Origin of the sequence: Aquimarina macrocephali (assembly GCF_051627225.1) — a bacterium.
Classification (GTDB): domain Bacteria; phylum Bacteroidota; class Bacteroidia; order Flavobacteriales; family Flavobacteriaceae; genus Aquimarina; species Aquimarina macrocephali.
Window position 1 is genome coordinate 849,038 of the sequence record NZ_CP151795.1, and the last position, 24,350, is coordinate 873,387.

The 24,350-nt window shown below is 34.6% G+C and carries 22 protein-coding genes; 6 read left to right on the forward strand and 16 right to left on the reverse strand.

The window, feature by feature from the left end:
• Window positions 1-195: 195 nt before the first annotated feature.
• Window positions 196-1,038 carry a carbonic anhydrase gene (locus AAFU52_RS03865; RefSeq protein ID WP_438425581.1) on the reverse strand — a complete coding sequence of 281 codons (843 nt, stop codon included), beginning with the start codon at window positions 1,036-1,038 and terminating at the stop codon, window positions 196-198.
• A 345-nt stretch (window positions 1,039-1,383) separates the two neighbouring features.
• On the opposite strand from AAFU52_RS03865, the gene AAFU52_RS03870 reads away from it, so the two are divergent.
• Window positions 1,384-4,809, forward strand: coding sequence for an amidohydrolase family protein (locus AAFU52_RS03870; protein ID WP_438425583.1), 3,426 nt, complete (start codon window positions 1,384-1,386; stop codon window positions 4,807-4,809).
• A gap of 984 nt (window positions 4,810-5,793) precedes the next feature.
• Here the strand turns inward: AAFU52_RS03870 and AAFU52_RS03875 are convergent.
• Entirely contained in the window at window positions 5,794-6,660 is an 867-nt protein-coding gene (locus AAFU52_RS03875; RefSeq protein ID WP_438425585.1) for a bile acid:sodium symporter family protein, read from the reverse strand.
• Window positions 6,661-6,858: 198 nt separating this feature from the next.
• Between AAFU52_RS03875 and AAFU52_RS03880 the strand changes: the two genes are divergently transcribed.
• The 5 genes from AAFU52_RS03880 (at window position 6,859) to AAFU52_RS03900 (ending at window position 9,445) form a co-directional block, all read left to right on the forward strand.
• Window positions 6,859-7,011, forward strand: a complete 153-nt coding sequence (locus AAFU52_RS03880; protein ID WP_161635336.1) for a hypothetical protein — start codon at window positions 6,859-6,861, stop codon at window positions 7,009-7,011.
• 25 nt (window positions 7,012-7,036) lie between these two features.
• The gene (locus AAFU52_RS03885) at window positions 7,037-7,207 is read left to right on the forward strand and encodes a hypothetical protein (RefSeq protein ID WP_161635337.1); all 171 of its coding nucleotides are present in this window, start codon (window positions 7,037-7,039) and stop codon (window positions 7,205-7,207) included.
• A 203-nt stretch (window positions 7,208-7,410) separates the two neighbouring features.
• A complete protein-coding gene (locus AAFU52_RS03890; protein WP_024772696.1) occupies window positions 7,411-8,349 on the forward strand; it encodes a hypothetical protein in 939 nt (312 codons plus the stop codon).
• Window positions 8,350-8,399: 50 nt separating this feature from the next.
• Entirely contained in the window at window positions 8,400-9,131 is a 732-nt protein-coding gene (locus AAFU52_RS03895; RefSeq protein WP_438425588.1) for a glycoside hydrolase family 25 protein, read from the forward strand.
• A 149-nt stretch (window positions 9,132-9,280) separates the two neighbouring features.
• The gene (locus tag AAFU52_RS03900; RefSeq protein ID WP_159025524.1) at window positions 9,281-9,445 is read left to right on the forward strand and encodes a hypothetical protein; all 165 of its coding nucleotides are present in this window, start codon (window positions 9,281-9,283) and stop codon (window positions 9,443-9,445) included.
• Window positions 9,446-9,501: 56 nt separating this feature from the next.
• Here AAFU52_RS03900 and AAFU52_RS03905 read toward each other — a convergent pair whose 3' ends face one another.
• The 14 genes from AAFU52_RS03905 to paaC all read right to left on the reverse strand — a co-directional run bounded on the left by AAFU52_RS03905 (window position 9,502) and on the right by paaC (window position 24,299).
• The gene (locus AAFU52_RS03905) at window positions 9,502-11,589 is read right to left on the reverse strand and encodes an alpha-ketoacid dehydrogenase subunit alpha/beta (protein WP_438425590.1); all 2,088 of its coding nucleotides are present in this window, start codon (window positions 11,587-11,589) and stop codon (window positions 9,502-9,504) included.
• A gap of 162 nt (window positions 11,590-11,751) precedes the next feature.
• Window positions 11,752-12,825, reverse strand: a complete 1,074-nt coding sequence (locus tag AAFU52_RS03910) for a branched-chain amino acid aminotransferase (protein ID WP_438425593.1) — start codon at window positions 12,823-12,825, stop codon at window positions 11,752-11,754.
• Window positions 12,826-12,907: 82 nt separating this feature from the next.
• Window positions 12,908-14,185, reverse strand: coding sequence for a dihydrolipoamide acetyltransferase family protein (locus AAFU52_RS03915; RefSeq protein ID WP_438425595.1), 1,278 nt, complete (start codon window positions 14,183-14,185; stop codon window positions 12,908-12,910).
• A gap of 170 nt (window positions 14,186-14,355) precedes the next feature.
• Complete coding sequence (locus tag AAFU52_RS03920; protein ID WP_438425597.1) at window positions 14,356-14,952, reverse strand: transferase hexapeptide repeat family protein; 597 nt, start codon at window positions 14,950-14,952, stop codon at window positions 14,356-14,358.
• A gap of 28 nt (window positions 14,953-14,980) precedes the next feature.
• A complete protein-coding gene (locus AAFU52_RS03925; RefSeq protein ID WP_024772702.1) occupies window positions 14,981-15,733 on the reverse strand; it encodes an enoyl-CoA hydratase/isomerase family protein in 753 nt (250 codons plus the stop codon).
• 46 nt (window positions 15,734-15,779) lie between these two features.
• A complete protein-coding gene (gene paaZ / locus AAFU52_RS03930; RefSeq protein WP_438425599.1) occupies window positions 15,780-18,281 on the reverse strand; it encodes a phenylacetic acid degradation bifunctional protein PaaZ in 2,502 nt (833 codons plus the stop codon).
• Between the two features lie 3 nt (window positions 18,282-18,284).
• Window positions 18,285-19,496, reverse strand: a complete 1,212-nt coding sequence (gene pcaF, locus AAFU52_RS03935; RefSeq protein ID WP_024772704.1) for a 3-oxoadipyl-CoA thiolase — start codon at window positions 19,494-19,496, stop codon at window positions 18,285-18,287.
• A gap of 210 nt (window positions 19,497-19,706) precedes the next feature.
• A complete protein-coding gene (locus AAFU52_RS03940) occupies window positions 19,707-20,117 on the reverse strand; it encodes a PaaI family thioesterase (protein ID WP_174412250.1) in 411 nt (136 codons plus the stop codon).
• A 9-nt stretch (window positions 20,118-20,126) separates the two neighbouring features.
• Window positions 20,127-21,305 carry a 3-hydroxyacyl-CoA dehydrogenase NAD-binding domain-containing protein gene (locus tag AAFU52_RS03945; protein WP_438425601.1) on the reverse strand — a complete coding sequence of 393 codons (1,179 nt, stop codon included), beginning with the start codon at window positions 21,303-21,305 and terminating at the stop codon, window positions 20,127-20,129.
• A 73-nt stretch (window positions 21,306-21,378) separates the two neighbouring features.
• Window positions 21,379-21,744 carry a four helix bundle protein gene (locus tag AAFU52_RS03950; RefSeq protein ID WP_106792019.1) on the reverse strand — a complete coding sequence of 122 codons (366 nt, stop codon included), beginning with the start codon at window positions 21,742-21,744 and terminating at the stop codon, window positions 21,379-21,381.
• Between the two features lie 52 nt (window positions 21,745-21,796).
• Window positions 21,797-22,576, reverse strand: a complete 780-nt coding sequence (locus tag AAFU52_RS03955; protein ID WP_438425604.1) for an enoyl-CoA hydratase-related protein — start codon at window positions 22,574-22,576, stop codon at window positions 21,797-21,799.
• A gap of 2 nt (window positions 22,577-22,578) precedes the next feature.
• On the reverse strand, window positions 22,579-22,947 hold the full coding sequence (locus AAFU52_RS03960; protein WP_035093485.1) for a VOC family protein: 369 nt from the start codon (window positions 22,945-22,947) through the stop codon (window positions 22,579-22,581).
• The gene (gene paaD, locus AAFU52_RS03965; protein WP_024772710.1) at window positions 22,947-23,450 is read right to left on the reverse strand and encodes a 1,2-phenylacetyl-CoA epoxidase subunit PaaD; all 504 of its coding nucleotides are present in this window, start codon (window positions 23,448-23,450) and stop codon (window positions 22,947-22,949) included. The genes AAFU52_RS03960 and paaD overlap by 1 nt, the downstream gene beginning before the upstream one ends.
• 93 nt (window positions 23,451-23,543) lie before the next feature.
• Window positions 23,544-24,299, reverse strand: a complete 756-nt coding sequence (gene paaC / locus AAFU52_RS03970) for a 1,2-phenylacetyl-CoA epoxidase subunit PaaC (RefSeq protein ID WP_438425608.1) — start codon at window positions 24,297-24,299, stop codon at window positions 23,544-23,546.
• Window positions 24,300-24,350 lie beyond the last annotated feature (51 nt).

Sequence of the window (24,350 nt, forward strand, 5' to 3'; positions counted from 1 at the left end):
ATTATTTTTTTGACAAATGCTTACTTACAAATTTGTATTTATGGACTTTATAATAGAATCTATTACATCAAAATACTATGATTCTATTATTTAATACTATCAAAAAACAACAAGAGCCGCCAAATGACAACTCTTGTTTTTCTCAAATTAACTCAATTGAAAAAAGGGTACTCCAAAATGTTTAAAAAATCAATTTCAGTTATTATTTGTACTAACAACCCTCCCGTTTAATGCTTGTACTGGCCTGAAGTTTTCATGCATGATAGTTTCAAACGAATGTAATTGCTCCTGAGAAGCTTCTATAGAATTTTTCAAAACATACCAAGTTACAATCTCTGAACAAGGAGGTGTGGTTAAGGATCCGCTATATGTATAATAATTCATATCGGCAGGAAGTATATCCTCTACATTAAAGGTAAAACTGCTGTTATAATGACCTCCTCCATTTACAGGAAGATCATTCATAAAATTACTAAGCATTTCATTTTCTGCTCCTTCTTCGAAGAATATTCCGATTACTGCCAAATCTCCCGTAATAGGATCCTGATGAACAAGATGAGCTTCCATAGGAGATCGCACTCCATCAACGGTATGTTCACTACCTGTATGCAAGTGAAATTGTTTCAAAGTATAAGTAATACCGTTAATAGTAGATGTACTACCACTATTATAAATAAATTTAATAGTATGTCCATTGTTAACAATCTCGGTTGTACTTGATCCAAAACTAGTGGCAATATCTCCCAGGCCTTGATTTTCGATAGCAGAACTATCTTCAATATTGATTGGTGATTGTGTATTGCCTCCACAATCTGTCCAGGCTCCACTACAAAGAGAATCCCAAAATTCGGGTCCTTCTACACCTTCGTATTCAAAATGACAATCTGACGAACTTTTACGTCCGGTTAGATAATCTATAATCATTTCATCTTTAACATCTTGATTTAAATCCAGATTTTCTGTTTGCTCATTCTCACAAGAGATGATTACTGTTCCTATAGCCAAAACTAATAGGGTTTTTAACTTGTTTATTTTCATAATGTTGAGTTTGTATTATTAATGAGTCAAAAGTATTTATTAATACTATTTTAAACGCTTAGATACATCAACTCTAATTATGATACTTATCAGTTATTTATTTGACAAAAGTGATCTGTTTTCATGGTATAATCATTCCTTTTAGATCAGAATTTCTATGATTAAGGATAAATAATACAATTCGTATTTTTACTACTCTCAGAGAGTCTAACAAACCTTCTTCAATCTTTAAAAGCATATGTTATATTTCACAAAAATCAAGTATTTAACACCTTGGTTAATAACAGAGTCCATCAATTTATTGTTTATATTTACTTCTCAAAAACAATTCAACATTCACAATCAATGAACTCACACATCACGCTAAGGGTTACTTCCCTACTGTTATTTTTATGTACTCTCACTACATTTTCTCAAAGTGCTAAAAAGGAAAAAGATTCAATCAAAAAAGCAACTAAGGAGCTTCCTTTAGAGCCCGAACGTACAATATCATTTACAACTGATCAAGGAACCTGGATTTCACTAGATGTAAGTCCAGATGGAAAAACTATTGTTTTTGATCTTATGGGTGATATTTATTCTATTCCTATTAATGGTGGTAAAGCAACGCAAATCACCAGTGGTATGGCATATGATGTACATCCCAGATATAGTCCCGACGGTAAGTTTTTGGTTTTTATCTCGGATAAAAGTGGTTCTGATAATATCTGGACTCTGGATCTTGCTACTCAAGAAGATAAACAAATTACTAAAGAAGAAAAGCATAATTTCTTTTCTGCAGAATGGACAACTGATGGAGAATATATTGTAGGTGGCAAAGGACGTAGAAATATTAAACTACATATTTATCATAAAGAAGGTGGCTCTGGAAGTCAATTGTTTGAAAAACCCAAAAACATCAAAGCTATTGATCCTGCTTTTAGTGCAGATGGTAAATTATTGTATTTCTCACAACGTAAAGGTTCCTGGGATTACAATGCACAATTACCACAATATCAAATAGGGACTTATGATATGGAAGATGGCGATATGGCAGTAGTAACCTCTAGATATGGTTCTGCTTTTACTCCTACTTTATCCAATGACGGTAACTGGTTAGTGTACGGAACTCGTTTTGAAGAAGAAACTGGTCTTGTATTACGAAACTTAAAAACTGGAAAAGAACGATGGTTGGCATACCCGGTTCAACGTGATGAACAAGAATCGATTGCTCCTTTGGGAGTGTTACCAGCAATGTCATTCACTCCAGACAATAAGAGCCTAATTGTTTCTTATGGCGGAAAAATATATGCCGTTTCTGTAGAAAATAATACTGCCAAAGAAATCCCTTTTCAGGCAGATATAAATCTTGATTTAGGTCCAAAATTAGCTTTTAAATACCCAATAAAAGATACTGAAAATGTGCTGGTAACCCAGATTCGTGATGCCAAGCCCTCTCCAGATGGCTCTAAACTGGCGTTTACTGCACTGAATCGATTATATGTAATGAGTTTACCCAATGGTACTCCCAAACGTTTAACCACAAATAAGTATACAGAAGCACAACCCACCTGGTCTCCCGATGGAAAATATATTGTATTCACTACCTGGAAACAAGGAGGAGGTCATTTATTTAAAGTAAATCTCGATGGTCGTTCTGCACCTGTACAATTAACCAAACAACCAGGTATTTACACAAAACCCTCATGGTCTTATTCTTCAAATAGAATTGCATTTCATCGAGGAGTTGCTCAAACATATGATGATGCCATTGACCCATTTTCGAATAGAACCCAGGAAGATTTGGTATGGATACAGGCCAATGGAGGTGCTATCAATTTGATAGATAAAACAAAAGGAAGACAAAACCCTCATTTTACCAAAATAGATAATCGTATTTACCTAAGTAATAATGAAAAAGGATTGGTTTCTATTCGTTGGGATGGATCTGATGAAAAGCAGCATCTAAAATTAACCGGAATCACTACTCATGGTTCTCAGGATATCTTTGGTAAAGATCATCATGAAGGTAATCTTAGCAATTATATATCAAATGCCTTACCATCATCAGAAGAAGGATGGCGAGATAAAAGTAAAGCTTCTAAACCATCAGAAATACAAATTTCGCCAGATGGAAAAACAGCACTTGCATTAATCAATAATGATATCTATACTGTGCTTATTCCTCGATATGGTAAAACACCATCAGTTTCTGTAGCCAAAGTTAGTGGAGCTGCATTTCCGGCTATGAAATTAACAGTTATAGGTGGAGAGTTTCCTACCTGGTCCTCGAATAGTAAAAAAGTACATTGGTCTCTGGGGGCAAGTCATTTTAGATATGATTTAGAAGCAGGGAAAAAGTTTAATGATAGCATAGCTGCTGCCAAGAAAAAAGAAGAAGAACTTAAAGAAACAGAGAAAAAATCAGATACTACAAAAACAGACAAAAAAGAAGATAAAGAAAAAAAGAAAGATCCAAAATTTGAAGCTGAAGAATTCAAAATCAATGTAAACTATAAAAAGGATATACCCAAAGGAACTTTATTATTGCAAGGAGGGCGTATTGTTACCATGAAAGGGTACAATGTTATTAAAAAAGGAGATATTCTTATAGAAAATAATAGAATTAAAGCTATTGGTATTTCGGGGAGCTTAACAATTCCTGAAGATACCCATACCATTGATGTTTCTGGAAAAACATTAGTTCCCGGATTTGTTGATACTCATGCTCACATGTGGCCCAGTTGGGGTGTACATAAAAACCAGGTATGGATGTATTCTGCCAATCTGGCCTATGGCGTTACCACTACCAGAGATCCGCAAACCGGTACAACCGATGTTCTTACCTATGCCGATATGGTAGAGTCTGGTATGATTCATGGCCCACGTGTATATAGCACAGGTCCTGGAGTTGGGTTTTGGAAATATCAAATCGAAAGTCTGGATCATGCAAAAGATGTATTAAAACAGTATAGTGAGTATTATAATACTAAGAGTATCAAAATGTATTTGGTAGGTAATCGTAAACACCGACAGTGGATTATGATGGCTGCAAAAGAACTAAAACTAATGCCTACTACCGAAGGAGGGTTGGATTTTAAATTAAATATGACTCAACTCTTAGATGGCTATCCAGGCCATGAACATTCCTTACCTATTTACCCTATCTATAAAGATGTCGTAAAAACCATAGCTGATTCAAAAATGGCAGTAACACCTACTCTATTAGTATCCTATGGTGGGCCTTGGGCAGAAAATTATTATTACTCCCGTGAGAATGTTTGGGGTGATCAAAAAATACAATATTTCACACCATATAAAGAATTAGCACAAAAATCCAGAAGAAGACCAGGTTGGTTTATGGAAGAAGAACATGTGTTTAAAAAACATGCCGTATTTATGAAAGACCTGATAGAAGCAGGAGGCTTGGCCGGAATAGGAAGTCATGGACAATTACAGGGACTCGGGTTTCATTGGGAATTGTGGTCTGTGGGTAGTGGTGGAATGAAAAATCATGATGCCCTTAGGGTTGCCACCACACTCGGTGCAGAAGCATTAGGATTAGATACTGATTTGGGAAGTATTGAAATCGGAAAATTGGCAGATATTTTAATTTTATCAAAAAACCCATTAGAAAATATCAGAAACACAAATACACTAACTCATGTAATCAAAAACGGAAGGGTGTATAATGCCAATACATTGGATGAAGAGTGGCCAAAAAAACAAAAAGCAGAAATTTTTCATTGGCAAACCAAAAAGCCTAATGGATTGCCCGGAATTAAGAAGTAGGTATGTGAAAATAGAGTTAATTTCAATAAATATTTGGAAAACAACAGAGAAACTAGTAATATTTGCATAACAAAATGAGAAACAACAGACTACATATTAATCCTAAAACATTGTATAAACAATGTAAATATCGTTGGGTAATTATATTATCCCAACATAATAGGATGCTATGTAGTTATTTTTGATTTTTTTTGAAGTGATTTAAAACAAAGACTAAATATAACTCAAGCGTCCAAGAAATTGGACGCTTTTTTTGTTGAATCTTTTTGATGTAAAATGAAGCGAATACAGAAAATCTAGTCGAAATAATCCCCCTAAAGTGTAGAATATTATAAAGTAACAATACATTTTAATCTAATAAATTAAGTAATCTGAAAAAACTCAGCAAAAAAATTAAACATATGAATAGAAATTAATTAGCACATAAAAAATACCATTTGGAAAGTAAGCAACAGGGAGACAGACAATTACTGCAACTATCCAAAATCTGTTGAAAGACGGACAGGAATTCCTATGTTTCAAAATGACTACAACTAACTGATTATCAATAAAATAACTTGAAAAAATATTTACTTTTTAAAAAATTGTTTTGATCTTTGCATCGAAACAATTACGAACTTAGATTAATATCAATAGTACGTATTTAACTTAAAGAAATAAAAATGACACCTAGTAATTCACAACATATGTTAACCCGACTTTTTAATAAACAATGGAGGTATTGTTCTGGAGTGAACATAAAAGGTGTCTATTATATAGAAAAGATAATTATAAGAATATAACTTATAAACAAATCGAGATATAAAAAAGACGCCCTAATAAGGCGTCTTTTTTTATTGATATAGTTCATTGACATATTGAAGAAAACTAAATGTATTAGGTTCTAATACCAGAACCTCTATAGTATAGTATGTACTGTAGCACAATTGCTAGTGCATCCGACTGTCTCTTGGGTGTACATCCCGTCCTGCGGGATCAGTACTACTAATTTTTCTGGGTATTACTTTTCTTAATACCCAAATAGACAGCAACACCCCCTGTAAAAAACATTAATAAGCTATATACCGCCGGAGCAACTGCAAACGAAGTGTTTTTTAATAAAACAACAGCAATAGTTATTGCTAAAGTCCCATTTTGAATCCCCGACTCAATTGCAATTGAAATGGCTCTTTTATCTTTAATTCTAAATAATCTAGAAGAATAATATCCCACAATCATTGTAATAGCATTTAAACATAAAGCTACTACTCCTGCTTGTTGAAAATAAGACACAATATTATCTTTTTCCTTAATTGTGATACCCACAATTACAAGTATGAGTACAATCCCAGAAGCTCGTCGAACAGGTTTAGCCATTTTTAAAGCAAATCGTTCATTATATTTTCTAATCAACATACCAATACCTACAGGAATAATGGTAATTACCAATATCTGAATAATGGTAGTCATCACATTCAATCTAATCATTTGTCCTTCTTCCAAAAAGTGAAGAAGTGCAAAATTTATAATAAAAGGTATAGTTAAAATAGTAATCAAACTACTTAATGCAGTAAGAGTAACAGATAATGCTATATCTCCTTTTGCCAAATGAGATATTAAATTAGAAGTAGGTCCTCCAGGGCATGCAGTTAAGATCATAATTCCAATTGCAATTTCGGGCTGTATCGGGAATAAGGATGCCAATGCAAATCCCAACACTGGTAAAATTAGTATTTGATTAGTCAACCCTAACAGTATTGCTTTAGGATATATAAATATTCTTTTAAAATCATCAACAACCAAAGACAATCCCATTCCAAGCATTATAATAATAAGAGATAAAGCTAAAATAATTGTTGATATACTATCCATGTTTTATAGTTCTAATTGAATAAGCAATATAGAAATTTTCGAAGGATATTCTGGTAAAACATCATGAGGAATACGGTATTCCTCAAGCATCTAATTGCCACCAATTTACAGATCATCTAATACAATGCACAATTAACATATACCTAAAAAACTGATAAGATAACCTTATCGGTTCTATTAACCTTTTAAACAACAATCATGAGAAATAATGTATCACAATGGTTTTTACATAAAACCAAAGAAACAGGAAAGTTCATTGTGAACTCTACAACAAAGAAACGAACAGAAAATTATGCAAATTCTTTTCAAAAAATTGACTCACGCGGATATGAATCATCACGAGGCACATAAATAACAATTCAAAAAAAGTAATATTATGAAAACACAACTTACCAATACTAAAGAAAAAAATATAAAAAGAAAAATCAATACACTAGTAACAAAATGGTTATCTAATTACATCACGGCCATGAGTAAAGCTTTATATCCTCCTGGCTCAGAAGGAATACAAAGTAAAAACGACAGACATAGAATTTTTTATAAGTGATAATAGTGCCCTGTTACGAATTGGAAGGTAACAGGGCTTTACTGAATGGTTTTAAGCATAGAAACTTTTATAAGAAGCCCCGATAAATAACAATCCTTGTAATACCAATACATTCATAATAATTACGTATAAATACCTATACTTTTTACTTCAAAAATTCTCTACCTTTAAACTACACAAAACGAACCAACTTCAATATTACTATGGATATCAACCAAACACTATCCAACCTTATTAAGAATGATAAAATCTGGGTTATCATTATCTCTTTGGTTATTATCATCTTGGGATTTAGTAACCTATTAGTGGATCCAGCTATTGATTTTTTATCTGATGTAAATGGGGATATGATGCTAGGCCTTGGTGTAGCCATGGAATTAAAAAGTATTACTACAGGTATTGACCATTCGGGTATCCTCTTAGTGGGGGGACTGGCAATAGAGCTTTCTGATATTTTTACACGGGCAATCAATTATTTAACCTTTGCCAACATTGTAATTGCTGTTCAAACCATATTGGTAAATATGGGTAAATCATTACTGTTTAAATTACTTCCTGTGTTTTTCCTTATAGGTATATTTTTTGAAAAATATAAAAAAGTAGCTTTGAAATTGCTTATTATAGCATTACTCATCAATCCGGGACTTTCTTTATACGTTAATGGAATACACTATGTATCTGATACTATGGAACTAGATCTTGGTTCTTCATTACATGAGCACCTTTCATCTATCAAAAATAAATATGAAGCAAAGAGAAAGCACATTAAATCAAAACAAGAAGCTCGAAAAGAAAGGCAATTAGAGAAAGCTAAAGAAAAAGGTCATAAAAAAATAGGTCTCTTTAAAAAAGTTGAAGATGCAGTTGTTGATAAAGTTGAAGATGTTAGTGTGGATGTAGGAGAAGGATTTTCTGAAGCTTTTGAAATTTTGAAAGAAGGTAAAAAAGAATTGATGAAACTTATTATAAATATGATTAGTAACCTCATTGTTCTTTTTCTTATTTTGCCACTATTATATTTTTATTTCATGAGTTTCTTACTTAAAAAGTTCTTTCATTTTTCTGCATTAAGTAAAATCAAAGAAACCCAAGAGGAAAATTTAAAAAAACTTGGCAAAGATTTTACCAATAGTTCACAGTAATCTAAAACTTTATACAATCAAATACTCTTAAGACTTAACCAATAGAATTCATGAAAAAAATTACTATTCAACTTTTTATATTATCGTTAATACTACTTTCTTGTGCAACAGACAAAAGCAATTTGTGCAATTCAGAAAATCAAAGACTCGAAACAGATCCTTCTATTTTAGGAATGGATGTTTCTCATTTTCAAGGTGACATCAAATGGGATGACATTAAGAAAGACGGTGTTAATTTTGTTTATATCAAAGCTTCTGAAGGTGATGATTTTAAAGATCCAAAATTTAAAACAAACAGAGCAGCTGCAAAAAGTAAATGTATCTACAGAGGTGCTTATCATTTTTATGAAACCGGCTACGATCCTACAAAGCAAGCTCAAAATTTTATAGCAGCAGTTGGTAAATTAGAACCGGGAGATTTACCTCCTGTTTTAGATCTGGAAGAATTAGGGATTAAAGCCCCTGTGACCAAAAAAGAGTACCAAAAAAACACTTTACTCTGGTTACAAATTGTAGAAAAAGAATGGGGAGTGGCCCCAATTATATATTCTAATCTTTATTTTGGAATTAAATATCTTGACCATCCCGATTTTGCAAAATATAAATTATGGATTGCCGAGTATACCAAAAAAACTCCAAAAGTTCCTAAAACCTGGAAAAATGAAGGCTGGATTATCTGGCAACGTACAGATCTTAAAGATTTAAAAGGAATCAAAGGTGACGTAGATTATGATCTGTTTCATGGAAATGCTGAAGCGTTCAGGAAATTGTTAAAAAAATAATGCATCTCATCACGAAAGTGATTTAGGTGATATCGATGCAGCAATAATTTTACACAACCTTATCATATCTCTTCAAGTAAAAAACACTTATTATTAATATCTTATACCATCATTAATTTATTGAATATAAACTCTTAAAACCTTCAAAAATGAAAAGTATTCTAAATGTAAATGGGGTAAAAAAATTAAGTAAAGAGCTTCAAAAATCTATTAGTGGATCCGGGCCTAATTGTTACCAAATGGGAGACCTATGTTGTCGAAATGGTTTTTGCGGCATTGGAGAATGCAACGGTAGATTCTGTATGTGGGGATAAAAAATATACCCTGGTTGCTTTAAATAAAAGTCACCAGGGTTATTACTATTAATTGCTTAATAATTTAATAATTCGTCTATCTTCTCTTTTACCTTTTCTGTAGAAGGAATCATGGTTTGCTCAAGTGTACTGTTTAAAGGAATAGCTGGCATATTTTCTGACCCAATTGTCATTACAGGAGCATCCAAATATCTAAAGCACTCTTCCTGGATTTTACCCGATAAAGCTCTTGCAAAAGAATTATTGGTTGGCTCTTCGGTTACAACAAGGCATTTCTTTGTTTTCTTTACCGATTCCATGATAGTTTCCTCATCAAGAGGATATAATGTGCGTAAATCAATAACCTCAACTACTTCTTTCATATCCTTTGTAGCATTAAGAGCCCAATGTACTCCCATTCCGTAGGTTACGATAGTCATAGTCTCTTTTTCTTCCTGTTGCCATATACGTTGTACAGCATTAGCTTTTCCAAAAGGTAAAATATAATCTTCTGATGGTTCTATAGTTCTGGCGGCATCAGTTCCTTTTACCTTTGACCAATACAATCCTTTGTGTTCTAAAATAACTACAGGGTTTGGGTCGTGATATGCAGCTTTCATCAATCCTTTAAGATCTGCTCCATTACTTGGATATGCTATCTTAATACCTCGAATATTGGTTACTACAGATTCAACAGAAGAAGAATGATAAGGTCCTCCACTACCATATGCTCCAATCGGAACCCGAAGAATCATCGATACCGGCCATTTCCCATTAGACAAATAACATGATCTACTCACCTCTGTAAATAATTGGTTTAATCCAGGCCAGATATAATCGGCAAACTGTACTTCTACAATAGGTTTTAATCCAACTGCAGACATTCCCACGGTAGAGCCTACAATAAAGGCTTCCTGGATAGGAGTATTAAACACACGCTCATCTCCAAATTTTTGTGCCAGCGTAGCCGCTTCTCTAAATACACCTCCTAATCTTCCTCCTACATCCTGACCATATAGTAAACACTCTTTATGCTCTCTCATTAATTCTTCTACAGCAAACAGAGCGCAATCTACCATCACTACTTCTTCTTTATCTGCAGGAGATCGTTCTCCTTTCTCTTCTGTAATTGGTGTTGGTGCAAAATCATGAGTAAACAGATCTTCTGGTTTTGGATCTTCAGCCTTCATTGCTTCTTTCAAATCTTTGGCTACTACTGCTTTTGCTTCTGCTTCGATAGTCAACACTTCATCTTCTGTAAAACCAGATGAAAGTAATTGGTTTCTTAATACCGGATATGGATCACGAGAGCGAGCCTCTTCTAGATCATCACGATACCATTCCATTCGTACTCCCGAAGTATGATGATTTAATAACGGTACCCTAGCATGTACCAGAATCGGTCTTCTTTCTTCTCTAATCGTCTTGATTACTTCTTGTATCGCCAGGTAACTTTCGGTAAAATTAGCCCCATCGATAGAAATAGCTTCTAATCCATTAAATCCTGCTGCATATTCAAAAGCACTTTGCGCACGTGTTTCTTCTGCATTAGCCGAAATATCCCATCCGTTATCCTGTACCAAATACAAAATGGGTAATTGCTTTAAAGCAGCCATCTGAAAAGCTTCTGCAATCTCCCCTTCGGTTACCGAAGCATCCCCTAAAGAGCAAACTACCAGAGGTAGCTTTGTTACCTCACTCTTGCCAGAATCGTTTCCAGAAACATGATCTATCCCTACTAATTCTTTGTATTGCATCCCTAATGCTACTCCCGTTGCAGGTATTGCTTGCATTCCTGTTGCTGATGATTGGTGTGGGATTTTTGGTTTATCCTCATCACGTAAACTAGGATGTGAATAATATGTTCTACCTCCAGAAAATGGATCATCTTTTTTAGCCAACAATTGCAACATCAAATCATAAGGTCGCATTCCGATTCCTAATAACATGGCATCATCACGATAATACGGAAACGCATAATCCTGAGGCAATAATTGCATTGCCGTAGCTATTTGGATTGCTTCATGCCCTCTTGAGGTTGCATGTACATATTTAGAAACAGTTTTGAAATTCTCTTCATACAACTCGGTCATCGACTTAGCCTTACAAAGTGTCATGAACGCTTTTTGTAATGCTTCTTTTGCTATGGTCTTTTCTGCTAACATTTTTTTTGATTTTTGAATTACTAATAATTGTAATTCCGAATTCTTCATTTATCAATCTCAGGTCAGGTTGAGCCGGTCGAAATCTTTTCTAAACCTCATGAGTAAAGCCATTTTTAAAGGCACTGTTCCAGATTTATTTAAGGGCTCAATATGACAAAACTTTTATCTTACTTTCTCTCTAACAGGTACGGGTATAATCCAACCATGTTTATCTTCTCTTTTCTGAATTTTAATCTCATCCAAAGTATCCTTCATATCCTGGCTTACAGGGTTTGTATCGGGTAATGTGATCAATTCTTCATTATATCCAATAGCTTCTACCATAGCAATAGCAACTGCTGTACCTGTCCCAAAAGCCTCTTCTAGTTTTCCTTCTTTCGAATACGCAATAACCTCATCGATCGTAATCGGGCGTTCTTCTACTTCAAAACCTTTATCTTTTAGTAAAGTGATCACACTATCCCGTGTAATTCCTTTTAAAATAGATCCATTGGTTCTTGGAGTAATAAACTTGCCACCTACTTTAAAAAAGATATTCATCGTTCCTACTTCCTGGATATATTTATGTTCATTGGCATCCAGCCACAATACTTGGTCATATCCTTTGGCTTTGGCTTTTTCGGTAGGTAGAATTGCCGCTGCATAATTTCCTGCTGCTTTTGCTTCCCCTGTTCCTCCATCTGCTGCTCTTATATATTCGGTTTCAGCATATAATCTGATTTTTTTAGTAAAGAATGGACCTGCAGGAGAACAGATTACAATAAACTTATAACTTGATGCTGCTCGCATCCCGATAAAAGGTTCATCTGCATACATAAATGGGCGTAAATACAATGCACTTCCTTCTTGTGGTGGTATCCATCCATGCTCTATTCCTACAATTTGTTTTACTGCCTCTACAAAAAGTTCTTCGGGTACAGAAGGCATTCCCATTCTGGCCGCACTATGATTAAATCGTTTTGCATTTTCTTCTGGTCTAAATAACAACGGAGTATTATCATTACCTACTGTTGCTTTCATTCCTTCAAAAATTGCTTGCCCATAATGCAAAGCCATTGCTGCAGGATGCGTAGGAATTAATGCTAACGGTTCGATTCGTGGGTTTTGCCAAGCTCCATCTTCATAATCACAGATAAACATATGATCGGTAAAGGCTTTTCCCAAAGGAATATTATCAAAATCAATATCCTTTAATTTTGAATCTGAGGTTGTTGTAATTTTGATTTTTTGCTCCATTATTATTGTTTTGGGCACATCCCAGTGGGTCGGGCTATTCGCGCTACATGGTAGCCAGCTTCTATCCCTTGTGCATTTATTATTATATTTCTCTATTTATATCAAAAGCTTCCAATTCATCACCTACTTTACGTAAAAATGATCCTCCTAAAAACCCATCTACTACTCTATGATCAAAAGACAAGGATAAATACATCATACTTCTAATTGCAATTTCGTCTCCTTTTTCTGTAGTAATTACTTCGGGTCTTTTCTTAATAATCCCTAAAGCAAGAATAGCAACTTCGGGTTGATTAATAATTGGTGTTCCCATCAAACTTCCAAAGGTTCCTACATTAGAAATAGTAAAAGTACTTCCCTGTATTTCGTCTGGTTTTAAGGCATTATTTCTTGCACTATTAGCCAGGTGGTTTACACGTTTAGCTAATCCAAGTAAGTTTTTCTCATCAGCATTTTTAACTACCGGAACGATCAAGTTACCATTAGGCAGTGCAGTTGCCATACCAACATTAATATCGTTATGTACCACAATCTTCTTGTCATCTACAGAAACATTAATCATCGGGTATTCCTGAATTGCCTTAGCAACGGCTTCTACAAAAATTGGAGTGAATGTTAATTTCTCCCCATGTTTTTCCTTAAACTTTACCTTTACTTCATTTCTCCAATTCACAATATTAGTTACATCAACTTCAATATAACTGGTTACGTGAGGTGAGGTATGTTTAGAATACACCATATGATCTGCGATCATTTTTCGCATACGATCCATTTCTACAATACGATCTTTTCCTTCTACAAAAGAGATTGGAGGTGCATTGTAAGTTGATTTTGGTGCTTGTGGTTGTGGTCTGCTTGGTAAAGGATATTTTCTATTTTTTAGATAAAGCATCACATCACTCTTACGTATACGACCATCTACTCCTGTACCTGCAATACTTTGTAGTTCTTCTACGGTTATATTTTCTTTTTGAGCAATACTAATGATCAAAGGAGATAAGAAACCATCATTTTCTCCTGTGTTTAAAGTTTTGAACTCAGAATTATTTGCTTTTCTTGATTCAGAATTAGCCAATGGTTCCTGATTTTTTTGTGATTTTCCAATCGTTTTTGACTTTTCAGATTTTTGGCTCAGTGTTACAGATTTTGCATTTGCATCAATTACGGCAATTACCTGTCCTATTTCTACTACTTCATTAGGTTGGTAACGTATTTCTGTAATCACTCCATTACAAGGAGAAGGAACCTCAGAATCTACTTTATCTGTAGCTACTTCTAAAATCGTCTCATCCTCTTCTACCGTATCACCTACATTCTTTAACCAGTTAAGAATGGTAGCCTCTGATATACTTTCACCCATTTTGGGCATTTTTAATTCTACTGTCGACATCTTGGTTAACTAATGTTTGTTAGTTTATTATTTGTAATATATTAATTTTATTCGTTTATGCTACATTTAACTTGTCGAAGACTTTTTTATATCCTTCATTGATTATATTTCAACAAGCTTGGTGTAACATTCGTAATTATCTATTTTTGCTTAAACTCTTCCAGCGTTTTATAAAATGCTTCTTGTTTAGTTCTATCTTTCGGAACCTCTCTTAAAGGTTCTACTTCTTTAAGTGACTCATAACAATCTGCTGGTAATTGTTGATACAACTTTGTTCCTTTTGTTTTCCAGGCTATCATTTCATCACTCACTTCTTTAATTACCTTCGCTGGATTACCAACAATCAAACTTCGTTTTAGAAAAACTGCATTTGCTTTCACAAAAGACATTGCCCCCACTATACATTCATCTCCAATTTCTGCATCATCCATAATCACAGTATTCATCCCAATTAGGCAGTTACGTCCCAAATTTGCTCCATGAATCACTGCTCCGTGTCCTACATGTGCACTTTCTTTAAGCACAATAGATTTACCCGGAAACATATGTACCGTACAATTTTCTTGGACATTAACTCCATCTTCAAGGATAATCTCTCCCCAATCTCCACGTATCGCGGCTCCTGGTCCGATGTAACAGTTTTTACCAATAATAACATTACCGGTTACTGCTGCTAACGGATGCACAAAACTACTTTCGTGTACTATGGGTATATATCCTTTAAAGCTGTATATCATAACTTAATCCTGCGTAGGCAGGAATTTATTATTTAAATCGTTTCAATGTTTCTTTTGTAAAGTCACTTAGGACCAATCTTCCGCTAATTACGGCTCTATCTGCCAAAAGTGTATCCCAATCCTCTGTTCCTTTCCAAAATGCTTGTTTCATATCCTTCATTGCCTCTGGATTGTAGGTACATAAATGTTCTGCAAAAGCTTTTACTTCAGCATCTAATGTTTCTATATCTTCAAAAACTTTGGTAAATAACCCTTTATCTCTAGCCCACTCTGCATCATAAAATGAATTGGCATCAATCGCTATCTGCGTCATCGCAGACAATCCAATTTTACGTTCTACCGCAGGTCCTACTACAAATGGTCCTATTCCTACATTAAGTTCACTTAATTTTATGGATGCATATTTTGTCGCCATACAATAGTCGGTTGCAGAAGCTAATCCAACTCCACCACCAACAGTTTTTCCTTGTACTCGCCCAATAACAAATTTTGGACATTTACGCATAGCATTGATCACATTAGCAAAACCAGAGAAAAATACTTTTCCGGTTTCGGCATCATTAATATTGATCAATTCTTTAAAACTGGCTCCGGCACAAAACGTTCTGTCTCTTCCACTTTTTAATACAATTACCTTGATGTCATCATTATTACCAGCATCAGTAATTGTTTGAGCAAGCTTAGCCAAAATATCTCCTGGTAAAGAGTTATGAGCAGGATGAAAAAACTCAATGGTTCCTACCTGATTTTCTATGTTTATGTTTACGTATGGTTGTGTCAACTTAAATTTTTAATTTTATGGTTTATATTTTCTTTTCTAAAACTTCTTAATCCAACAAATTAAATTGATCAAAATGATGGTTTAAATGTTTTCTTTCTAACAGATACCATTCATATTTGTTCAACTCTCCGAAAACAATATTTTTTAGTATTGCATCTGGGTTTTCCTTAAAATATGTTTTATACACTTCTCTTGCTTCGTTCAGCTTTGTTACAGCTGTTTCAAGATCAGGATGCTTTAGCTCTTCTAACTCTCCTTTTTTAAGCAATGGAAAGTTTGTGTTTTTAGGAAAAGCTTCATAATTATATAAACTATTATGTACTTTATCCAGAATCTTCTCTGGCGTTGCAATCTCGAAATCCTGAATTTCTCCAGAAGCAATTTTGTATGTATACTCCAGATGTTCAACCATATGCTGGGGTGTCATGATTCCCCATTTTGGTTTAGCATCTGTGGTTAGCTTATGTAAACATTCCTTAATTTTTGCTTCAGTCATTTCTACAAGAGAGGTTTGTTTTTTCTGCACCATCGTTAAAATGGTAGCAATAGCTACTAACTCGTCTTCAGTATCAAAAACCTCTACAAACCATTTTACAATTCCGCTAGGGTGCTCTGCACTTGCAACATCACGATCTACTTTTTCTTTACAGGTTAGTCTAACATATACTGTGTCATTATGATAGATCGGTCTTAAAAATCTACATTCTTCTAATCCATAATTCGCTGCTACCGGACCTTTATTAGGATACACAAACAAACCTGCAGCTGCTGCAAGGATAAAATATCCGTGGGCGGTACGTTTTTCAAAAATACTTCCGTCTAAGGATGTTATATCTGTATGCGCATAGAAGTGATCCCAGGTAAGATTTGCAAAACCAATGATATCTGTATCAGTTACTGTACGTTTATGAGTTTTTAGTGACATCCCCGGCTCAATATCCTCCCAATGATACGAGAACGGATGATTCTCTGATTCTTTATATGCAGAATTAGCTTGATATATACCTGTTACTTCTGTAAGTGTGGTTGGTGTTCCCTGGATGGCACAACGTTGCATAAAATGCTTGATTCCTCGTATTCCCCCCATTTCTTCGCCACCACCGGCACGTCCTGGGCCTCCATGCGTAAGCAATGGTAGCGGCGAACCATGACCAGTGCTCTGTTTTGCATTTTCTCGATTACCAACTAGGATACGACCGTGATGAGAAGCTGCTTCTACTATATATTCTTTGGCTATTTTATCATCGTATGTAAAAATAGAAGATACCAATGATCCTTTACCCATTTGAGATAATGTAATAGCATCTTCAAGAGTATCATAAGGCATAATGGTTGCAACCGGGCCGAATGCTTCAATAGTGTGAGCGTTTGTATTTTTGAATGGATGATCTTCTCTCATCAAAATCGGACTCACGAATGCTCCTTTTTGAGCATCAGCTCCAACTGTTTCAAGTTTATCTAAATCACCATATACCATCTGAGCAGTTTTGGCTATTTCGGAGATATTATTCTTAAAACTTTCTACTTGTTGTTGACTTGCCAAAGCCCCCATTCGTACTTCTTTCAATCTTGGATCTCCAACAGTAACTTTATCTAACTGTTGACCTAAAGCAATCTGCACATCTTCGATAAGATCAGAAGGTACTATAATTCTACGTATGGCGGTACATTTCTGACCGCATTTTACAGTCATTTCTTTTCTAACTTCTTTGATAAATAAGTCAAACTCTGGTGTACCCGGTACAGCATCTTTTCCTAGCACCGAAGCATTTAATGAATCTGCTTCCATAGTAAAAGGAACAGATTCTTCTACTAATCTTGGATGCGCTTTCAGCATTCTTCCTGTATGTGCAGAACCTGTAAAAGTTACTACATCCTGAGATTCTACTGTATCCAGAATCGTTTTGGTCATTCCGCTAAGAAGCTGCAATGCTCCTACTGGTAGTATTCCTGAATCTATAATTACTCGTACTACTGCTTCAGTTAAATATGCGGTTTGCGGTCCTGGCAATACTACTGCAGGAACTCCTGCCATCCAATTAACAGCACATTTCTCTAACATTCCCCAAATAGGAAAATTAAAAGCGTTGATATGTACTGCAACTCCTCTTTTAGGCACCAAAATATGATGTGCCATAAATCGTCCGCCTTTAGACAAATCTATAGGATCTCCTTCTACATGGTAAGGTTGATTCGGAAATAGTTTTCGTAATGATGCGTTGGCAAAAAGATTACCAAAACCTCCTTCGATATCGATCCAACTATCCACTCGGGTTGCTCCTGTACGGTAGCTTAGTTCATAAAACTCTTCTTTACGTTTGGTAAGATATAATGCTAGTTTTTTAAGCATATTACCACGTTGTTGAAAAGTCATTTTTCGAAGAATTTCTCCTCCTTTGGTTCTTCCGTATTGTAATACCTCGGGGATATCTAGTCCTTCTGTTGAAGACATACCGATAACTTCACCTGTTACGGCATCGTGCATTACGATTCCATCTCCAGAACCCGAAGTCCATTTTCCGTTTATGTAGCTTTCTAGTTTTTTCATAAATCAGATATTTGTATTTTCAATTACACAAGCATACCCTTGACCTACTCCCACGCACATTGTAATTAGAGCATATCGTTTATTTTGTTGTTGTAATTCTAAAGCTGCAGAATATGCAATCCTAGCACCAGTCACTCCTAATGGGTGCCCTATTGCAATAGATCCCCCGTTAGGGTTTATTCTAGAATCGTCATCTGCTAATCCCCATTCTCGTATACATGCCAATGCTTGTGAAGCAAAAGCTTCATTAAGCTCTATAACATCAATATCATCCATCGTAATTCCTGCTTTCTCTAACGCTTTATTAGATGCCTGAACAGGGCCAATTCCCATAATTCTGGGTTCTACTCCCACTACTGCAGAACTTACTATTCTGGCCAGTGGTTTTAAGTTATATTTTTTTACTGCGTCTTCTGATGCTATAATAGTAGCTGCTGCTCCATCATTTAATCCTGAAGAGTTTCCTGCAGTTACACTTCCTTCTTTTTTAAAGGCCGGGCGTAATTTTGCTAACACTTCTTTGGTCGTTGTTGGTTTTACAAACTCATCATCAGAAAACAGGATTGGATCTTTTTTGCGTTGTGGAATTTCGACTGTAGTAATCTCTTTAGCTAGTCTCCCGGATTTCTGGGCATTGGTCGCTTTCATCTGACTCCAATATGCAAAAGTATCCTGATCTTCTCTTGAGATATTATATTTCTCTACCAGATTCTCTGCAGTATTTCCCATACCGTCTGTACCGTATAGGTCATGCATTTTTTGGTTTACAAATCGCCATCCAAAACTAGAATCATACATTTTAGAATCATTACCATAGGCTGATGATGATTTTGCAATTACGTATGGGCCACGTGTCATATTTTCTACTCCTCCCGAAATAAACAGATCACCATCTCCTGCTTTTATTGCTCTATTTGCATGAATTATCGCAGACAGTCCCGAGCTACATAAACGATTTACCGTTTCTCCCGGAACGGTAAAAGGTAATCCCGCTAATAATGCAGCCATTCTGGCTACATTACGATTATCTTCACCGGCTTGATTAGCACATCCTAAAATGACATCATCATAGGCCTCTTTTGGAATATTTGGATTATTTTCTACTAACTTTTCTATTACCAAAGCTCCTAAATCATCAGTTCTCACTGCTGATAATGTTCCTTTATAACTTCCTATAGGAGTACGGATTCCGTCTATTATATATGCTTCTTTCAAAAGTTTAAATTTTAAATGTTAAATCATAAATTCTAAAGTGTAATCTTATATATCCGAATCACTTTTACATTTATCATTTTACGGTTTTATATTTTAAATTCTATTTTGCTTCAATTAGAGATTCTGATCTTTAGTTTATTCTGTGTTAAGTCAAAGAATCGGAATAATAAAATTGTTCACTTTTACAGTAAACGGTTTCACTTTTAATATTTATTCTTCCCAGTCCTTACTGGTTCTGTATACTACTCCTTTAAAAAGAGCAACGATATCATTTCCTCTTTTAACTTCTACAATATTAAAACCTACTTTGGTCTTAGTAATATCAACTGTAGCTTCTGCTGTTAAATAATCTCCCTCTTCTAAAGCTTCGATATGATTGATCGAGGTTTCTATAGATACTGCATATTTACCATGAGTATTTGCCGAAAAACCAAAAGCTGTATCTGCCAAGCTATAAGATATTCCTCCGTGAGCTTTATTCATACTATTCAACATTTCTTTCCTAATCGTCATCCCTACTTTACATCTTCCTTTTTCGACTTCGATAATTTCGATACCTAACCATTGGCTAAAAGCATCTTGAGATAACATCTTATGAGGAATTCTTTCTGATTTTATCATACGGGTAGATTAATTATCTGCAACTAGTTTTTTATTAAAAAAAGTTCGATTCTCTCTCACCATTTTTCTTAATATCGGGCTACATCGATATCGATCTTCGTGATATTCGTTATAAAGATTGTCTAGCATATTGACACACCAATCCATTCCTTTTTCATCTGCCCAGGTTAACAATCCTTTTGGATAATTTACTCCTTTGGTCATTGCAATATCGATATCTTCTGCCGAGGCAATATTCCAGAACAGTGCATCTGCTGCTTCATTGATCAACATCACCAATACTCTATCAAAGATGTATTGCGCCAGTACTTTATCTTCTTTAGGGCTTTGCTTTATTACATTTTCACCATATTCATAATACCCTTTGCCTGATTTTCTTCCCAGATATCCTGCTTCAGACAATCTCTTTTGCGTAAAAGAAGGTTTGTATCGGGGGTCGTAGTAAAATGCTTTAAAAACAGTTTCTGTAACCGTATAATTGATATCATTTCCTATAAAATCCATTAACTCAAAAGGGCCCATTCTAAATCCACCCAAAGTTTTTAAACTCCAATCTATCGTAGCTACATCTGCCAAGCCTTCTTCATAAATACGTAAAGCTTCTCCATAAAAAGGCCGTGCTACACGATTCACAATAAATCCAGGAGTATCCTTGGCTAAGGCTACTATTTTCTTCCAATCTTTGATGATACTCACTACTTTATCTGTAACCTGAGTCGAAGTTTGTACTGCAGGAATTACCTCAACCAGTTTCATTAAGGGAGCTGGATTAAAAAAATGGATACCTATACATCGCTCTGGTTTTTTTAATGAAGATGCTATGGATGCTATAGATAAAGAAGAAGTATTGGATGCGATAATTGTATTTTCAGAAACGTATGTTTCTAATTCTGAAAATACTTTCTTTTTAATATCCAGGTTCTCTATAATAGCTTCGATTGTGAGATCTGCATCTTTAAGGTCTTTTAAAGAATCAACATAAGAAATATTACCTTGAATACGTGTTTTCTCTACTTGATCAATCCTTCCTTTTTCAATTAAACGGGAAAGAATTTTTTCTAAAGCTTGTTTACTTCTATCTAACGCTTCCTGTTTCGTGTCAAACAATTTTACTTCACAACCAGAAGTAGCGGCTACCTGAGCGATACCACTTCCCATTGTTCCTGATCCTATTACTCCAACAATCATAATTAATTTCGAATATCGAATGTTAAATATTGAATACTGAAATATTTATTTTCAGTAAGTCTATTAGCATTCATTACTTATTTTTATTTTGCGATGTTCGAATACTAGATACGAAAATCGCTATGAGTTCATTATTTTCTTTTATAATTAATTCTAACTTATCAATATCTATAACTTGATTCGTTCCTTTTTGAATTTTCAAATTCACAAGTGATTCTCTTAGTTCTTTTAAACATATTTTCATTTTATGAAGGAAATCTCTCGGTGACTCAGCACTTTGAGCTTCTCCATAATTTAATGCAGCAGAAGTTGAAGAACGTATTAATTGTTTAGATAAATGTTGAGAAGCAAAATTATCTTCTGATTTTCCAAAAACTAGAATAACATCAATTGAAAATTTAATCAATCTTTCTTCTAAATCGTATTTATAGTTTTTCACACTTAAAACTTTAGTATTCGATATTCTTTTATTCGTTATTGGATATTTCTATTTATTTACCTTTAAATATTGGTTTTCTTTTTTCAATAAACGCATTTACCCCTTCTGCATAATCTTCGCTTTCTGCAGATTCTATCTGTAAATCTGACTCCATTGTTAATTGCTCTTCAAGCGTATTTACCAAGGATTGATTTAGTAATCTTTTGGTCAATCCCAACGCTTTGGTAGGCATTAGTGCTAGTTTTGAAGTTAATTTAATAGCCTCTTCTTCAAAAGTTTCTACTTCAACCATTTTATAAACCATTCCTAATTGCTCTGCTTCTTTTGCGCTCACTTTATCACCTAACATCATTAAGGCAGAAGCTTTTTGGAAGCCAATCAATCTAGGTAGAAAAAAAGTTCCTGCACTATCCGGAATTAGTCCGATTTTACTAAATGCCTGGATAAAACTTGCAGCTTCTGAAACTATAACGATGTCACATGCCAATGCAATATTAGCTCCTGCTCCTGCAGCAACTCCATTTACAGCTGCCACAATCGGTTTTTCGATAGTTCTTATCCTTTGAATTATTGGATTGTAATGTTCTTCTAATATTTTTCTAAAACCTGGATTCAACTCGGGAGAAGTTACTTCTTTAAGATCCTGGCCAGCACAAAATGCTTTTCCGTTACCAGTAAGCATAATGGCTCTTACTTTATCATTAGTATTACACTCATCTAATGTTTTCTGTAACAACAAGGCCATTTCTCTATTGAAACTATTAAAAGTTTCTGGACGGTTTAACGTTATTTTCGCTATTCCATTATCAATGTGCAATTGGATTGAAGGCATATTTAGTTCTCTATTTTGAAATGTGGATTATAAATTATTCCGATACTATTATTCCATGGGCATTTTACCGACGCCACTACTATTTCTCCTCCTACATTTGTTGGTTTCTCATGTTCTGTAGCTCCTAAATCAAGTAATCTTTGATATGTTGCATCAATCTTTTCTACACCCCAATATGAAAGCACACCATCTGATTTTGCTTCTGAAGAAGTTTCTTCTGGAAGTAATCCAAGCTCATATCCTCCTATATTGAATCCTACGTAAAAAGGTTCATCGAAATAGGGCTTTGTATTAAACGCTTCTGAATACCACTTCTTGGCTTTATCCAGATCACTAACTTTATATATTGTTGTTCTTAATCCGAGCATCATTATTTAAGACATTTGAAATAATCAAAAGGTTCTAAGCAATCATTACATTGAAACAGTGCTTTACACGCTGTTGAACCAAATTGACTTATCATTTTTGTATTTGTTGAGCCACATTGGGTGCACTTTACTATTTTTTTACCTCCAAGTAGTGCTTCTTTATCAGCTTTCTCGTTTAAAGGTGCAGCAATCCCATATTTTTCTAGTGCTTCTCTACCATTTGGAGTAATCCAATCGGTCGTCCATGCTGGTGATAAAACCAAAGTAACTTTGGCTTCTATATTTTCTTTTGCAAAAGCATTAATAATATCGTCTCCTATCACATCCATCGCGGGGCAACCGCTATACGTTGGAGTAATTGTAACCTGAGCAATAGTTTCTATCATTTGAGCAGAGCGAACGACTCCCATATCCATAATAGACAATACCGGAATTTCGGGATCATGAACTTTTTCCAAAATTGGAATCAGCGTTGGATCGATATGTTTCTCTAATTCTATTGTCATAATAAATATTGAATATCGAATATTTAACACCAAAGATTGAAGTTTTATTTCTCTTCATCATTCAATATTCTAAACTCAGTATTCTATATTATTTTACCACTTCATATTAGGATAGGTACGTTGCATATATTGTAAATCTGAAAGTAAATACCCCATGTGTTCACTATGAATACCTTGTTTACCACCTTTCTGAAACCATTTTGTTTCTGGTATGGTAATAGTAGCTTCTTCAAATACTTCTCTAATTCTTTGATCGTATTTTTCTCGCAAAGCTTCAGTATTAACTCCAACTCCATTCTCTACAGCAATCTTATCATCATCTGTCATATGGAATAGTTCATCTGTAAACTTCCACAAGTCATCAACAGCTTCCTGAACTTTTTGATGGCTTTCTTCTGTACCATCTCCTAATCTTTTCATCCAATCAGAAGAAAATCTTTGATGATAACTCACTTCTTTAATTCCTTTCTTTGCAATTGCTGCTAATGTTTCATCATCACTATTTTGCAATTCTTCTAATAATAATAAATGAAAAGCATCATAGAAGAACTGTCTTGTAATCACATATCCAAAGTGTTTGTTTGGTTGCTCAACAAGAAGTACGTTTTTGTATTGTCTTTCTATTCTCAAAAAAGCAATATCATCTTCAGTCTTCCCTTCTCCCGAAAGCTGAGCCGCGTATTGATAATAGCTTCGTGTTTGACCTAATAAATCCAATGCCATATTAGTCATTGCAATATCTGTTTCCAGGTTTGGTCCATGACCACACAATTCTGACAATCGTTGACCAAGGATCAAAGCATTATCCGCTACACCGTAGATATATTGTATTTTATTTTCGTTTTTCATAATACAGCCCATAAAATGAGTATCTTATTTAAATAGCTTTAATTTCAAATA